Annotated in this window: 11 protein-coding genes; 8 read left to right on the top strand and 3 right to left on the bottom strand. The window is 68.8% G+C overall.

Translation table 11 applies throughout. The annotated features are described in order from the left end of the window. Positions 1 to 181: 181 nt before the first annotated feature. The 3 genes from IU450_RS20450 (at position 182) to IU450_RS20440 (ending at position 2,864) form a co-directional block, all read left to right on the top strand. Positions 182 to 436, top strand: coding sequence for a S1 RNA-binding domain-containing protein (locus IU450_RS20450; protein WP_195151340.1), 255 nt, complete (start codon positions 182 to 184; stop codon positions 434 to 436). Between the two features lie 486 nt (positions 437 to 922). Further along, positions 923 to 1,927: a glycosyltransferase gene (locus IU450_RS20445; RefSeq protein WP_195151339.1), complete on the top strand. Its 1,005-nt coding sequence runs from the start codon at positions 923 to 925 to the stop codon at positions 1,925 to 1,927. A gap of 250 nt (positions 1,928 to 2,177) precedes the next feature. Beyond that, positions 2,178 to 2,864 (top strand): PAS and ANTAR domain-containing protein, encoded by a 687-nt coding sequence (locus IU450_RS20440; protein WP_195151338.1) that lies wholly within the window; start codon positions 2,178 to 2,180, stop codon positions 2,862 to 2,864. Between the two features lie 27 nt (positions 2,865 to 2,891). Here IU450_RS20440 and IU450_RS20435 read toward each other — a convergent pair whose 3' ends face one another. Next, the gene (locus IU450_RS20435; protein WP_195151337.1) at positions 2,892 to 3,965 is read right to left on the bottom strand and encodes a hypothetical protein; all 1,074 of its coding nucleotides are present in this window, start codon (positions 3,963 to 3,965) and stop codon (positions 2,892 to 2,894) included. A gap of 753 nt (positions 3,966 to 4,718) precedes the next feature. Here IU450_RS20435 and IU450_RS20430 point away from each other — a divergent pair. Together IU450_RS20430 and IU450_RS20425 are read left to right on the top strand one after the other, a co-directional pair. Beyond that, on the top strand, positions 4,719 to 4,877 hold the full coding sequence (locus tag IU450_RS20430) for a hypothetical protein (RefSeq protein WP_157230073.1): 159 nt from the start codon (positions 4,719 to 4,721) through the stop codon (positions 4,875 to 4,877). A 404-nt stretch (positions 4,878 to 5,281) separates the two neighbouring features. Then, positions 5,282 to 8,038 (top strand): hypothetical protein, encoded by a 2,757-nt coding sequence (locus tag IU450_RS20425; protein WP_195151336.1) that lies wholly within the window; start codon positions 5,282 to 5,284, stop codon positions 8,036 to 8,038. On the opposite strand, the gene IU450_RS20420 is transcribed toward IU450_RS20425, so the two are convergent. Next, the gene (locus IU450_RS20420) at positions 8,020 to 9,492 is read right to left on the bottom strand and encodes an MFS transporter (RefSeq protein WP_195151335.1); all 1,473 of its coding nucleotides are present in this window, start codon (positions 9,490 to 9,492) and stop codon (positions 8,020 to 8,022) included. The genes IU450_RS20425 and IU450_RS20420 overlap by 19 nt on opposite strands. A 113-nt stretch (positions 9,493 to 9,605) precedes the next feature. Here IU450_RS20420 and IU450_RS20415 point away from each other — a divergent pair, with 113 nt between their 5' ends. Further along, positions 9,606 to 10,262 (top strand): EthD domain-containing protein, encoded by a 657-nt coding sequence (locus IU450_RS20415; RefSeq protein WP_195151334.1) that lies wholly within the window; start codon positions 9,606 to 9,608, stop codon positions 10,260 to 10,262. Between the two features lie 4 nt (positions 10,263 to 10,266). On the opposite strand, the gene IU450_RS20410 is transcribed toward IU450_RS20415, so the two are convergent. Next, complete coding sequence (locus IU450_RS20410; protein ID WP_195151333.1) at positions 10,267 to 11,145, bottom strand: LysR family transcriptional regulator; 879 nt, start codon at positions 11,143 to 11,145, stop codon at positions 10,267 to 10,269. Between the two features lie 71 nt (positions 11,146 to 11,216). Between IU450_RS20410 and dapA the strand changes: the two genes are divergently transcribed. Together dapA and IU450_RS20400 are read left to right on the top strand one after the other, a co-directional pair. Then, positions 11,217 to 12,152 (top strand): 4-hydroxy-tetrahydrodipicolinate synthase, encoded by a 936-nt coding sequence (gene dapA, locus IU450_RS20405; RefSeq protein WP_195151332.1) that lies wholly within the window; start codon positions 11,217 to 11,219, stop codon positions 12,150 to 12,152. Then, positions 12,149 to 13,687: a DHA2 family efflux MFS transporter permease subunit gene (locus tag IU450_RS20400; protein ID WP_195151331.1), complete on the top strand. Its 1,539-nt coding sequence runs from the start codon at positions 12,149 to 12,151 to the stop codon at positions 13,685 to 13,687. The genes dapA and IU450_RS20400 overlap by 4 nt, the downstream gene beginning before the upstream one ends. The last annotated feature ends 35 nt before the right edge of the window (positions 13,688 to 13,722 follow it).

Below are 13,722 nucleotides of genomic sequence, written 5' to 3'. Positions count from 1 at the left end.
AGACTGGTATTGCTGTGCGCGATGCGCTGGGCTAAGGTCGTCGTCATGACTGCCGGGTCGGCGACGCGCCGCACACAGAACGGTTACCCGGCCGCGCGGTGATCATCCGGCGGGCCAGGGGCCCGCCCGCCTCCTTCACGAAATCCCGAGTACTACAGGGACATCGGAAGGAGGTGATTACATGTCCCATGCGGAAACGCCACATGCGAGCGGATGGCCGGACTTCGTCTCCGCCCACGCTCAGGGCGGAGTGCTCGAGGCGACCGTCGTAGAGATCGTGCCGTTCGGCGCGTTCCTGGAGGTCGCTCCCGGCGTGCACGGATTGCTGCACAAGACCGAGTGGTCCAGCGAGCCGCAGGTCGGCGCCACGCTGACGGTGCGCATTCTCGATATCGACAACGAGAAGCAGCGAGTGGCCTTGGCGCACGCTGAATAACGCTCCGTGCGGGTGTGCCGGGGCAGACTCCACCTGCCCCGGCACATCGTCAAGCCTATCCGTCCCCGCGGCGGCCTTCCACCTGCGCTGCCGCCTCGGCACGGCTGCTACGAAACCCGCAGTGGCGCAGCGGATATCGAGTAATGGGCAGACCGCTGCCGACCTTGTCTGTCGCGAACCGGCGGGGCCGGTGCCGCTTGCTCTTCAAGGCGAATGTTTGCCGTGCCGTAGCGACAGCATGTAGGCGGCTTTCCGGGGCCAGTCTGCGGACGATGCCTGCGGTCGGGTCGGGGCTATCAACTGGTCAGTTGACCGCTCAGCTTGCGGAAACGGGGTGATTGCTAAATGTTTGCTAGGAAAAAACGCGGGTAGAACCGCCACGTCGCCCCTCAGTCCTGGAAGGCCCGATGCCATGGTTGTCAGACCCGTCGGTATGCGAGAGGTCGGTCGCGAACTCCTCGGGGTGCTTCCTGTCGCGGCGGCCGCATGATCGGCTACTACATCCACCACCACGGCTGCGGGCCTCTGCTTCGAGCGCAATGCGTTCGCCCGCACATCGCTCGACCCGTCGTCGCACTGTCGTCGTTGTCGCCGGCCGACCACCAGGCTTTCGACGACGCGGTGTGCTTGCCCGCCGACGATCGAGCGCCGATCATCGAGGACCCCACCGCCGGCGGGACGTTGCACTGGGCGCCGCGCCACGATCGCGGCCTCGCCGAGCGGATGGCGGCGGTCGCCGCCTGGATCGTGCGCGCGCGTCCGGACGCGATGGTGGTCGACGGGTCGGCGGAGATCGCGCTGCTGGCCCGGCTGCACGGCGTGCCCGTCGTCGCGATGGTGCTGCCCGGTACCCGGGTGGATCCGGCGCACCAAATGGTCCACCGGGTCGCCGACCGGTTGATCGCCGCGTGGCCGCGGGGACTGTACGACCCGTTGTGGCTGCACCCGTACGCGGACAAGACGCACTATGTCGGCGGGATCACCCGCTTCGCCGGGCGCGTGCCCGTCCGGACCGACCGAGGGGACCAGCGCCCGGTGGTCCTGGTGCTCGGGGGAACGGGCGGCGTTCCGTCCACCGCGGCGATGGTCCGCGCCTGCGCCGCGCGCCACAGCCGCTACCGATGGCGCAGTGTCGGTTCGGGTGACTGGGTGGACGACCCGTGGCCGCAGTTGTGCGAAGCCGACGTGATCGTCTCGCACGCCGGTCAGGCCGCGGTCGCCGACATCGCCGCCGCGGGCAAACCGGCCATCCTGATCCCGGCGGACCGCCCGTTCGGCGAGCAGCGGGCGACCGCGCGCGCACTGGCCGCCGCGGATATGGCGCTCACCCTGGACCGCTGGCCGAACCTCGACGACTGGCCCGGGCTGCTCGCGCGGGCGGGTGAGCTGGATACGGATCGGTGGCGGTGGTGGCATACCCAAGGGGCGGCGGCCCGCGCCGCGGCGGCCGTCAGCGAGATCGACGCCGACGACCTGCTCCCGGCGTCGTGAAACCGCTGCAGTCACGGGCGTGGCCGATCCGGCTCGATCGCTCTGCCGCCGCCGACGGCTTCCACCGCCGCCGACGGCACAGCGGATCAGCGTGCGGCGCCAGGGGCGTCGAGCGGGCTCGGGCAGGCCGGGAATCCGCTGCGGCGGTAATAGGATGATGGGGTTGCCGGGGCGGCGGCGAGCGGTCCGGGCATTGCTTCGATCTGGCGGATCCGCGGTGAAAAACCGCAGGTAGGAGCATACTGACGCGATGAACGAATCGGGCGACCGAATCGTGGATACGGCCGAGGGGGCGGTAGCCCGGGTGGTGGGCGCCGGGACACCGCAGACCACGGGAAGCTTCCGTTTCTGGTTCGTCGATCGGCGGTGGGAGTGGTCTGACGAGGTCGCCGCGATGCACGGATACGCGCCCGACTCGGTGACGCCGACGACGGAGTTGCTGCTCGCGCACAAACACCCCGAGGACCGGGATCATGTCGCCGAGGCGATCGAGAAGTCGGTCCGCAACGCCGAACCGTTCTGCAGCCGTCATCGCATCATCGACACCGCCGGGGTCGCGCACCACGTCATCGTGCTGGGCGACACGATGATCGACAAGAGCGGCACCGTCGTCGGCACCGCGGGTTACTACATCGACCTGACGGCCACCATCGCCGAGGAACGCCAGGACCTGCTCGACGGCACGCTGCCCAAACTCTTCGAGGCGCGCGCGTTGATCGAGCAGGCCAAAGGCGTGCTGATGCGGATCTACCGGATCAACGCCGACCAGGCATTCCACGTCCTGCAGTGGCGCTCGCAGGAGACCAACGTCAAACTGCGCGATCTGGCCGCCCAGCTCATCGCCGAAATCGACCGCTTGCCCCCGGCTCCGCCGGCGGTGCAGACCGCTTTCGATCACATGCTGCTGACGCTGCACGAGCGCGTCCCGAAGTCGTGAGGGTCGCTGCCGCGCCTCGGGTTCGGCCTAGCGGCGCCGCAGCAGAGCGCCGACACCGTCGCGCAGGGCTGCGACGGCGTCGACCAGGGTGACCTGGGCCCCGATCGCCAAGGCGGCCACCGGCAGCGCTTCGTCGGCGCGGCGCATCTCCCCGGTCGCGTTATTCGCGGCGGGCCCGATCAGTGGGTTCGGAGCGGTTCCGGCCAGCATCAAGCGGTCGCCCAGGACGACGCGGTCGAGCAGCAGCCGCTCCACGGTGGCGGCGCGCAATGCGCTCGTGGTCGCGGCCAGCCCGGCCACCGCAAGCCCGTCCGGACGCTCGATCTCGGCGGCGAAGCGGTCGAGCACGCGGCGGCGTCGCTGCGCCACCATGCGGTGCAGGATCGCGCGGACCTCCGCGTCGAGCGCCTTCGGATCCGAACCCGGCGTCAGTGTGCCGGATTCGGCCTCGACGACATCCCGGCCCTTCGCGTCGAACTCCGCACGCAGTTCCGCACGAGCCCTCGACTCTCCGGCGAGCACGACGACTTCCGCGTGCACGGTGTCGGCGAGCCGGTCGAGTTCCTGCGCGAATTCCCGGATGTTCCGTCGCGTGCTGTCCGCGGTCCGCTGCCGGATCGTGCGATGAGACCAGTCGTCCCGCTGGATATCGGGCATCGGAGGGCCCGCGGCACGCAGGAATTCCTCGTCTTCGTCGCGTTTGTCGAGCGAGTACAGCTCCGAGCCGACCCGGTCCACGAGCGCGATGACGTGCGGTATCTGCTCGCCTTGCATCTCGATCAGCGGCAGCAGGTACGGCAGCGGGGAGACCCGGACGGTTTCGATCTCCGGCGGTCTCGGCAGGCGTTCGTCGGCGAGCACCTCGGTCTCGTCGGCGATGAGCATCCTGCCGCACCGCCCGCGCGGTGGTGGGTGCAGTTCGATCGCCTGGGCCAGTAGCCGCCGGATCCGTGGTCTGGCCCCGCTGCGGTCCAGTTCGGCGTCGATCCAGTGCCAACGCAGCTCGGATCGGCGTGCCGCGTCTTCGGTGTCGTGCGAACTGTCGAAGCAGACCGATGCGAAGGGGCCGTGCTTTCGCATGATCCGCCGGAGGTCGGCCATCGGCATCACCTGGTTTCCCCGGCCGTGGACGCCCCCGCCGACGGTCCTCGGCGAACATCGAGCGACGACCCGGCGGTGGGCCTCGACGCCCGGGTGACTTCGTCATGTGTGCCGACAGCTTCGGTTCGGCGAACCATGGTGAGCGGGTACCCGGGTGTCTCGCGCCGAATCAGCCGGCGCACAACTGTCGAATCCAGCCGCCGCCGATCTTCGAATCGCGCGTCCGGGCCGCAACCGCATCGCCGTACCGGTTGTGCGCGAGGGGTTTCGGTGCGGTCATCGGCGGGCCGCCGATCGGATCGGGCCGCACCGGGTGGCGGCTCGGGTGACCGCTTCCGGGGAATGCCGAGTTGCTGTCGCTTCGGCGGTGGTACGGCCGCCCTCGGTCGCTTCGGCGGAATCCATACCGCCGCTGTGAGCCGCCGGGTGTGAAAGTCGTCCTTTTTCGGTTTCGTGCAATAAAGTCGGGGGAGTCGCTATTTCCACAGCTCAGCGGCCGCAATTCTGACCAAGCGACCGCTTGGTGATCAGATCGTGAAGCGGAAAGATCGGTTTGTTACAGGTGAGCTGTGGTAAACGTTGGATGTATCGGATCGACAGCGCGGTCGGCCGATAAAAGGGGCGAGGAACCCGCGCTGCTCGATGTTCAGCCGATTCGAAGCGCTCTGTCGTGAACTACCGGCGCCGCTCGAACACGAGGGCTCTCCGCAAGCATGTGCACGACTACGTGCACCAGCGCAGAGGAATGTCATCGTGAGCGAGAAGCCCGAAGCGCCCGTCGTGGACGACGAAGAACGAGATCGGATCATCTGGCCCGACCCCAGCCCGCTGAGTGGCTGGTGGGCCGAAGTCATGGCCCACCGCCGGATCACCCGGCAGCCCACCCCGACCGCGAATCCGCGCCACAACTGACCGGTCACCCGCGGTTGCACCGACCCACCGCGACGTGTGGAAGGTGGGCGCCGAACGTCGGCGGATGAGCGACGTCCGGCGCTCGCCCCACCACGCGTAATTCGCGCCCCTGCTGTTCCCGGCGCCTTGTCGCAATTTTTCTGCGGGCATCTGTGTTCTCGATGCCGCGCATGAATCCGCCGTCCGGAAACCGACTTTCGATCCGAGTTCGGCGTCGGAATACGGCGCGCCCGAAGTGTGGTGCCGCCCCGCGAATTTCGAGCTTCTCCGGCGCGCCGACCGCGCGGCGCGCCTGCTTGCCCGCGCAGGAACCGGTGATCGGCATCCGCCGTCTGCCGTGGTGCCTGCGAGTTCGGAGTCTGCTTCAATGGGTGGTCATATTCGGCGTAGGACACGGGGGCGTCATGTCCGGCACCAGAGCTGTCTCCTTTCGGGGAGTCGATGTGCTCGAAGAACTGCTGCGCTGGCTGGTACCGCGGCCGCCGCGCGGGGAGCGGATGCTCCCGATGGTGGGTCTGTGCGGTGATCCGACCAATGTCGAAGTCTGCCTGGACATGTTCGGCGCGGCACTCCGCGGCGCGGTGCATGTGTCCGTGGACGTGGACGCTCTCGACCCGTTGCCCGATGACAGCTCGCTGGTCGAGGACAACACGCCGGGCCTGACCGCGTTGCGCCAACTGCTCTACAACCTGTGCAAAGGATTGGCCGCGGACCGCTTCGGGCGATTGCGCCCCTTGCCTTTCCGGCGCTACCGGTTGGCGGAATGGTTGATGGCGCGCAAGCTCAGCTCGGACAACGAGCTCGACGAACTGGCGTCGCTGTTGCGCAAGGACTTCGGCCGGTGGGGCGAGGAGTTACTCGGCGAAGCCCAGGCCACAGTGGGCCCCATCCAGCGAATCCTGTTGGGCCTGCTGCGTATCGTGCTGCCCCCGGCGGTGTTCCGGGCGCGCACCGGTGGTCGGATTCCCGGCGTCGGCCGCGAGTTCCGGTGGTTCATGCGCCAGCAGTACCTGGCGCCGGAACAGTCCAGCCAGTTCGTCGGATTCGCACACCGTCTCACCGAGGGCGCCCGCCGCCACGAGCACGCCGAGCATTTGGCCAAGCTTCTGGTGCACGCCTTTCTGGAAGATCTGCGGGTGGCCTACCAGCGCCGGTGGTGGCGCATCAGCGCGGCACGGCGCACCACCTATCCGGTCGTGATCCTGCGCGCGCTCGACGGCGACGCCGGTCCCCGGCTGCTGGATCTGGTCAACGACGTCCGCAACGAGACCGGCAAGGACGATCCGCTGCTGCTGGTGACCGGCACCCGCACGCCGCCGGCCGACGTCACCGCGCGGCCGGTGTACCGGGTGCGGAGGCTGTACGAGGTCTGGAAGGACGAGTTGCCCGTCGGGCGGCAGCGCCAGCGGCCCCGGGCCTGGCAGCTGTGGTTCGCGATACCCGCGACCGGCCCACACGACGACGAGCCGGACCCGTTCCGCCGAATTCCGGTGCCCGCGCCGCCGTGGTGGGCCCGGCGTGCGGTGTCGGCAGGTGCGGTGTTCCTGGTGATCGCGCTGGCGGTGGCCGCGACCGGGTTCGCGACATTGCGACCGTGGCATGCGGGCGACGGCGCGTGCGCCACCGGAGCGGGTATCGACTGGGTGCGGGTCGTCCCCGGTCCGGACGGGAACTGCATCGGTTTCAGCGCCTACGATCCGGACGATCCCGCAACCGGCGGCAACGGCTTCCTCTTCGCCGGCGACGAGCCGGGGAGTCGACGCCTGGTGGAAGTGCAGCGGCGGGTGTATAAGCAGAATCTGCTCGCCGAACAGCTGGCTCGCGAGCAACCTGCGCGGCCGCTGTTCACCCTGGTCTATTTCGGTCAGCTCACCGGCGTTCCGGGCGATTACCCGGCGCAGAGCGAGGACATCGAGGGCTTGGCGCTGGCGCAGTACAACGCGCTCGAATCGGTCGTGTTGTCCGACGCCGTCACGCCCGACACGGTCCCGCTGATCCGGCTGCTGCTCGCCAACACCGGTCCGGCCAACCTGCAGGGGCCGGAGGTCGTCGATCTGCTGACGCCGCTCATCCACGCCGAACCGAGCATTGTCGGGGCGATCGGACTGGATCAGAGCCGTACCGCGACTCTGAGCATGATCAATGCGCTGACCGGCCTCGGCATCCCGATGGTGGCGCCGAGCCTGTCGGCCGACGAGATGGTGCGGTCCTCCCCGCTGTACTTCCAGATCGCCCCGCCGAACTACGCGATCGCCGACATGATCAAGCAGTACCTGAACTCCCTCCCCGGTATGGCCGGGCGCGGCGTGCGGATCTACCACCGGCCCGACCCGACCGACCTCTACACCAAGAACATGGCCGCGGACCTGCACGTCCTCGCCGGCGACGGGCGAGAGATCTGGGAGGGCTCCTGGGACCTGCGCGATGCCTTCACCGGGCAGGGCGACACCGACGCCTGCGACGAGGTGCTGTTCTTCGCCGGCCGGGACTCGGAGTTCCCCGACTTCCTGCAGAGCCTCAACAAAGCGTGCGGCGACCAGCGGGTGATGTTGATCGCGGACGATTCGGTCAACCGGTTCATGGCCAGCGTGGACCGGCGCCGGGCGGCCAACAGCGCGCGTCCGCTGGTCTACGTGGCCAAGGCGAGCTTGGTGACCTGCCGCAACAAAGGGCAGGGATTCCGCAGCCGGGTCGAGTTCTACCACCTCGCCACCACCGTCGATCCGGACATCCCGAGCTGGAACGCCTGCGCCGAAGCGGACAAACCGATGGGTGAGCGTGTCCAACTGCATCCGCTGGGGGAGCGGGTCGCGTTGACCTACGACGCCGTGGGGTTGTTCGTGCGCGCCGTGCAGGCGCTGGCCCCGGCTGTCTCCGGCGTCTGGACCGAGCCGATCCCGATCAGCGCCGCCGCGGTGTGGGCGGCACTGCGCGACCTGCCCCGGCATCCGGTGATCGAGTCCAGCAGTGGCGTGCTGGACTTCTCGGTCAGTCAGGGCGCCCACGCGGGCCGGGTGGCGCACGACAAATGGGTGGGCATGCTCAGTGTGGAGCAGATCTGGGATCCCTCGACGAACGCCGAACCCGTGATGGTCTACGGCTGCGGCCGGGCCACCGCCGCCGACACGGCGCAGTGCCGTCCCTACCCGCTGGGCCGCTGAGCGGCATCGACGGGACCAGGCGTACCGGTCACGCTGAGCGGCTCGGCCAGTTCCTCCAGCGACCGTCCTTCGGCTCGCACGCCGTAGGCCAGTTCGACCAGCCCGGCTGCGAACATGGCGAGCGCGCCGATGGTGAACGCCAGGGCGGTCTTGCCGGGATCGCCTTCCGCGGACAGCTCGGCGAACACCAGCGGGCCCGCGACGCCGCCCGCGACGGTCCCGATCGCGTAGAAGAAGGCGATGGCCATGGCGCGGGTCTCCATCGGGAAGATCTCGCTGACGGTCAAGTAGGCCGCGCTGGCGCCGCACGACGCGACGAACAGCACGGCGGTCCAGCAGGCGGTGAGGGTCGTCGCGGTCAGGTGACCGCCCGCGAAAAGCCATGCGGTGGCGAGTAACAGCACGGCCGAACCGAGGTAGCTGCCGGCGATCATCGGCTTGCGCCCGATCGTGTCGAACAGCTTGCCGAGCAGGAGCGGACCGAGGAAGTTGCCGAAACAGAGGACCGCGAAGTAGTAGCCGACCCGGTCGTCGGCGATGCCGAAGGATTTGGACAGGATGAGCGCGTAGTTGAACGTAATGGCGTTGTAGAGGAATGCCTGTCCGATGAACAGCGACAACCCCAGCACGCCACGACGTGGATAACGCCGCACCATCACCGCCGCGATCTCGCGGAAGGAGATGGTCCGGCGCTGCCGGATCTGGATCCGCTGATCGGAGACGTCCGCGAGCGAGGTGCCCTTGTCGGCCTGCACGCGCGCTTCGATCGCGGTGACGGTGCGCTCCGCGTCGTCCTCGCGACCGTGGATGAACTGCCAGCGCGGACTCTCCGGGACATTCTTGCGCACCAGCAGGATGACCAGGCCGAACACGGCACCGAGCGCGAAGGTCAAGCGCCAGCCCACGTTCGGTGCGAACAGATCGGTGTTGAGCGCGACGATGGACAGCAGCGCACCGCCGACGGCGCCGAGCCAGTAGGTTCCGTTGATGACGATGTCGATGCGGCCGCGGTACTGCTTCGGGATCAGCTCGTCGATGGCGGAATTGATCGCCGCGTACTCGCCGCCGATGCCGAAACCGGTGAGGAACCGGAAGAAGACGAACCACCACATCGAGAACGACAGCGCCGTCATCGCGGTCGCGAAGAGGTACACCGCGAGGGTGATCAAGAAGAGTTTCTTGCGGCCGAATCTGTCGGTCAGCCAACCGAAGAAGAGCGCCCCGGCACCTGCGCCCGCGACGTACATGGCCGCGGCGACGCCGGAAACCTGTGCCGCCGTGATGCTCAGGCCGCTGCCCGGTTCCGACAGCCGGGCGGCCACGCTGCCGACGACGGTGACTTCCAGCCCGTCGAGGATCCAGACGGATCCGAGTCCGATCACGATCATCCAATGCCACCGCGACCAGGGCAGCCGGTCCAGCCTGGCCGGGATGTCGGTCGATATGGTCCGCACGGATCACCCCTTCGAAAGACTGACGGCCGGATACCCCGAGCCGCCGCGGCCAACCGCGCCGGTGGGCTAGGCTCGGACCGAGAGTGAAACGTGTTCTAGAAAGTGGCCTGCCGATGAAGACGATCTATGCGCTGTGGGGCGTGCGTGACCTGCTCACGGCGGATCTCGCGCCGCGACTGCCAGGGGCCGCCGCGGTGCAGGCGAACATCTCGGACGCGGCGGTGCAGACGGCGATGTTGCGCATCACGACGTTCGACGAGCCGGTACGGGCCGTCCTCAGCGTCTGGTGGGAGGGGACGCCGCGGCCGGACGCGGCCGAGCGAGCGCTGAGCGCCGTGGCCGAGCGAGTGGCCGGCTGGCACGTCGAGGAGGCGACTCCCATTCCGCCGCCGGTCACCGCCGCGCTCGAGCGCGCTCCGGGTCTGTCGAACATCGCTTTCCTGCGTAAGCCGCACGATCTGCCCCACGCCGAGTGGTTGGATCGCTGGCGCACCCACCACACCGCGATCGCCATCGAGACTCAGGCGACGTTCGGTTATGTACAGAATCTGGTGACCGGACCCGCCACGGCCGGTGCGCCGGACATCGCGGGGATCGTCGAGGAGCTGTTCCCGATCGAGGCGCTCACCGACCCGCACGCCTTCTACGGCAGCGGCGGCGACGGCGCGGAACTGGCGCGCCGCGTCGAGCGGCTGATGACCAGCGTCGCCACCTTCGGCGGCGACCGGAACCTGGACGTGGTGCCCACCAGCAGATACCGGCTGCGCTGAGGATTCAGCCGCCGGGCGCCCGCCCCGCCGATTCACGCAGGGCGGATCGAGCGGCGCGCACCACGGGATGGTTTCCGGTGCCACGCCGATAGGCGAGGTGAGTCCGCCGACGCATCGGCAGGGGGGTGAGTGTGACGCCGGCGGGGCATTCCCGCGCACCGAATTCGGGTACCAAGGCCACGCCCTGATCCGCGGCGACGAGCGCGAGGACCGTGCCGAAGTCGTCGGCGTGGTGGCGGATCCTGGGCGTGAATCCGGCCGCCTCACAGGCGCGCACGGTCATCGTGTGGCACAGCGTGCCGGGAGTGCTTGCGATCCAAGGACTTTCGCGGTGTGCGGCGAGCGGGTCGGCGGCGTGCGCGGCGAGATGGACGATCTCCTCGAACAGCGGCTCGCTGTGCAGCGCGGGATCGGCGGAGACCGGCACGTAGTCGTACTCCTGGATCAGCGCGACGTCCAGCACCTCGGCGCGCAGCGCGTCGGGCGCCAGCGCCGGATCGAGTTCGGTCACGCGCAGTTCCAGCCGGGGATGAGCGCTGCTCAGCGCGACGAGCGCGGGGGAGAGGATGGTCCGCACCGCGGTCGGGAAAGCTCCGATGCGCAGCGTTCCGGTCAATTCGGCGCGGGTGGTGGCCAGCTCGGCGGCGGCCTGCTCGAGCACCGCGAGTATGCGCTCGGTGTGCCGGACCAGGGCCAGAGCCGCGGGGGTGAGGGACACGCGGCGACCGGTGCGGGTCAGCAGCGGCACACCGGCCTCCCGCTCCAGGGCAGCGAGCTGCTGCGAGACCGCCGAGGGGGTGTACGCGAGGGCCTCCGCGACCGCGGCGATGGTTTCCCGATGCGACAGTTCCCGCAGCAGCCGCAGTTTGCGGACATCCAGCATCAGTTCACCTTACGGTCTGCGACAGAAATGTGAACTGGATCTGATGGTTGGAACCGGTCAGGCTGGTCGTCATGACGCTCGCAGGTCTCTTCGTCCCCCTGATCACACCGTTCACGGCCGACGGCGTGATCGCCGCCGACGCGCTGGAGCGGCTCGCCCACGAGGTACTCGACGAGGGCGCGACCGGCATCGTCGCATTGGGCACCACCGGGGAACCCGCGACGCTGACGGATGCGGAGCGGGCTCAGGTGGTCGCCGTCTGTGCGGGCGTCTGCCGGGAACGCGACGCACCCTTGATCGTCGGCGTCGGGTCGAACGACACGGCGGCTTCGGTGACGGCCCTCGCCCATCTCGACCCGGGCAGCACCGCGGCGCTCACCGTGGTCCCGTACTACACGCGCCCCTCCGAGGCGGGTGTGCTCGCGCATTTCCGCGAACTCGCCGCAGCCGCCCCGGTACCGCTGATCGTGTATCACATCCCTTACCGCACAGGACTTTCCCTCGGCGTCGACACCCTGCTCGCACTCGCCGACCTGCCCAACGTCATCGGACTGAAGCACGCGGTCGGCGCCGTCGACGACGCCACCATCGCGCTGATGAGCGCGCGGCCCGCCGATTTCGCCGTGCTGGCCGGTGACGACCGGTTCGCCGCGCCGCTGCTGGCCCTCGGCGCGTCAGGTGCGATCGCGGCCTCGGCCGCCGTGCACACCCCGTCGTTCGCCGCACTGATCACCGCCTGGCGCGACGGTCCGGTCGATGCCGCGCGGTCACTCGGTCATCGGCTCGCGACGCTGTCGGGGGCCCTGTTCGCCGAACCCAATCCCACGGTGATCAAAGCGGTGCTCGCCGCGCAGGGCCGCATACCGAGCGCCGAGGTGCGGCTACCCCTGCTACCCGCGAGCGAGGCCACGACGCGCGCGGCGTTGACCGCGCTCGCGGAATTCCCGGCATCAGGAACCGGCAATCACTGGTGCAACGGCAACGGAGCTGCCACGCTTAAGCGGTGACACAACCTCCGGATACCCAGAAGGCTGGGCCCGACCCGACGGCCGACAAACTGGACGCGGCCGTCTTCAAGGTCGCGGGCGTGGTCGTGCTCGGCGCGATCATGTCGATTCTCGACATCACCGTCGTCAGCGTCGCGATCCCGACCTTCCAGCGCGAATTCGAGACGAGCTACGCCATCGCGGCGTGGACGATGACGGGGTACACCCTCGCGCTGGCCACCGTGATCCCGCTGACCGGGTGGGCGGCCGACCGCTTCGGCACCAAGCGGCTGTACATCATGGCCCTCGTCTTCTTCGTCCTCGGCTCGCTGCTGTGCAGCACGGCGTGGAACATCGAGTCGCTGATCGCGTTCCGTGTGATCCAGGGCCTCGGCGGCGGCATGCTGATGCCGCTGGGCATGACGATCATGACCCACGCCGCCGGTCCGCAGCGGGTGGGCCGGGTGATGGCGGTGCTCGGCGTGCCGATGCTGCTCGGTCCGATCGGAGGCCCGATCCTGGGCGGCTGGCTGATCGAGAACTTCAGCTGGCACTGGATCTTCCTGATCAACCTGCCGATCGGCGTGGTCGCCCTTGCGCTCGCGGTCATCGTGCTGCCCGGCGACAAGCCGGAGCCGTCGGAGTCGTTCGACTTCGTCGGCATGCTGCTGGCCTCGCCCGGCCTGGCGCTGTTCCTGTTCGGCGTCTCCTCCATCCCGGAGGAGGAGACGGTGATCGCGGCGAAGGTGCTGATCCCGGCCGCCATCGGCGCGCTGCTGATGGTGGCCTTCGTGTTCCACGCGCTGCGCACCGAGCACCCGCTGATCGACCTGCACCTGTTCCGCAACCGCGCGCTCACCTTCGCGGTGCTCACGATGGTGCTGTTCGCGGTCGCGTTCTTCGGAGCGGGTCTGCTGCTGCCGACCTATCTGCAACAGGTGCGGGGTGAGTCGGCGCTGCAAGCCGGTCTGCTGATCGCGCCGCAGGGCATCGGCGCGATGTTGAGCATGCCGATCGCGGGCCGTTTCGTGGACAAGATCGGCCCGGGCAAGATCGTGCTCGTCGGTATCGCGCTGATCTCGATCGGGACGGCCTACTTCGTCCAGCTCGACGCGGACAGCTCCTACCTCCCCATGATCGGCGCGCTGGTCGTGATGGGCCTCGGTATGGGCTGCACGATGATGCCGATCATGACCGCCGCGATCCAGACCCTGACCCACCAGCAGGTGGCTCGCGGGTCGACGCTGATGAACATCGTCAACCAGACCGCCGGCTCGATCGGCACGGCGACGATGTCGGTGGTGCTGACCAACCTGCTGAACAACGAGCCGCTGGCGCGTCCGGCGATCGCGGCCAACTTCGATCCCGCCATCGCGAGCCAGCTTCCGCCGGGAGCCGTCGAAACCGGTCTGCAGCAGGCCGCGCAAGCGTTCAGCCACACCTACGTGGTGGCGCTGGTACTGATCGTGCTGACCTTGGTCCCGGCGTTCTTCCTGCCGCGCACCAAGCCGAAGAACCCGGAGGCGGTCGACGCGGCGGCCGTGGTGCACGCGTAGTCGCGGGTCCCGAGATCACCTGTCCGGCAGGTGAT

This window comes from Nocardia abscessus, assembly GCF_015477775.1.
GTDB classification, from domain to species: domain Bacteria; phylum Actinomycetota; class Actinomycetes; order Mycobacteriales; family Mycobacteriaceae; genus Nocardia; species Nocardia abscessus_A.
This window is presented reverse-complemented; position numbering and strand designations above follow the sequence as displayed.

Bases quoted from the DNA above. Each gene is read 5' to 3' on its own strand.
- IU450_RS20435 (WP_195151337.1), bottom strand. From the start codon at position 3,965: ATGGCCGACCTCCGGCGGATCATGCGAAAGCACGGCCCCTTCGCATCG.
- IU450_RS20450 (WP_195151340.1), top strand. From the start codon at position 182: ATGTCCCATGCGGAAACGCCACATGCGAGCGGATGGCCGGACTTCGTC.
- IU450_RS20415 (WP_195151334.1), top strand. From the start codon at position 9,606: ATGAAGACGATCTATGCGCTGTGGGGCGTGCGTGACCTGCTCACGGCG.
- IU450_RS20425 (WP_195151336.1), top strand. From the start codon at position 5,282: ATGTCCGGCACCAGAGCTGTCTCCTTTCGGGGAGTCGATGTGCTCGAA.
- dapA (WP_195151332.1), top strand. From the start codon at position 11,217: ATGACGCTCGCAGGTCTCTTCGTCCCCCTGATCACACCGTTCACGGCC.
- IU450_RS20445 (WP_195151339.1), top strand. From the start codon at position 923: ATGATCGGCTACTACATCCACCACCACGGCTGCGGGCCTCTGCTTCGA.
- IU450_RS20440 (WP_195151338.1), top strand. From the start codon at position 2,178: ATGAACGAATCGGGCGACCGAATCGTGGATACGGCCGAGGGGGCGGTA.
- IU450_RS20410 (WP_195151333.1), bottom strand. From the start codon at position 11,145: ATGCTGGATGTCCGCAAACTGCGGCTGCTGCGGGAACTGTCGCATCGG.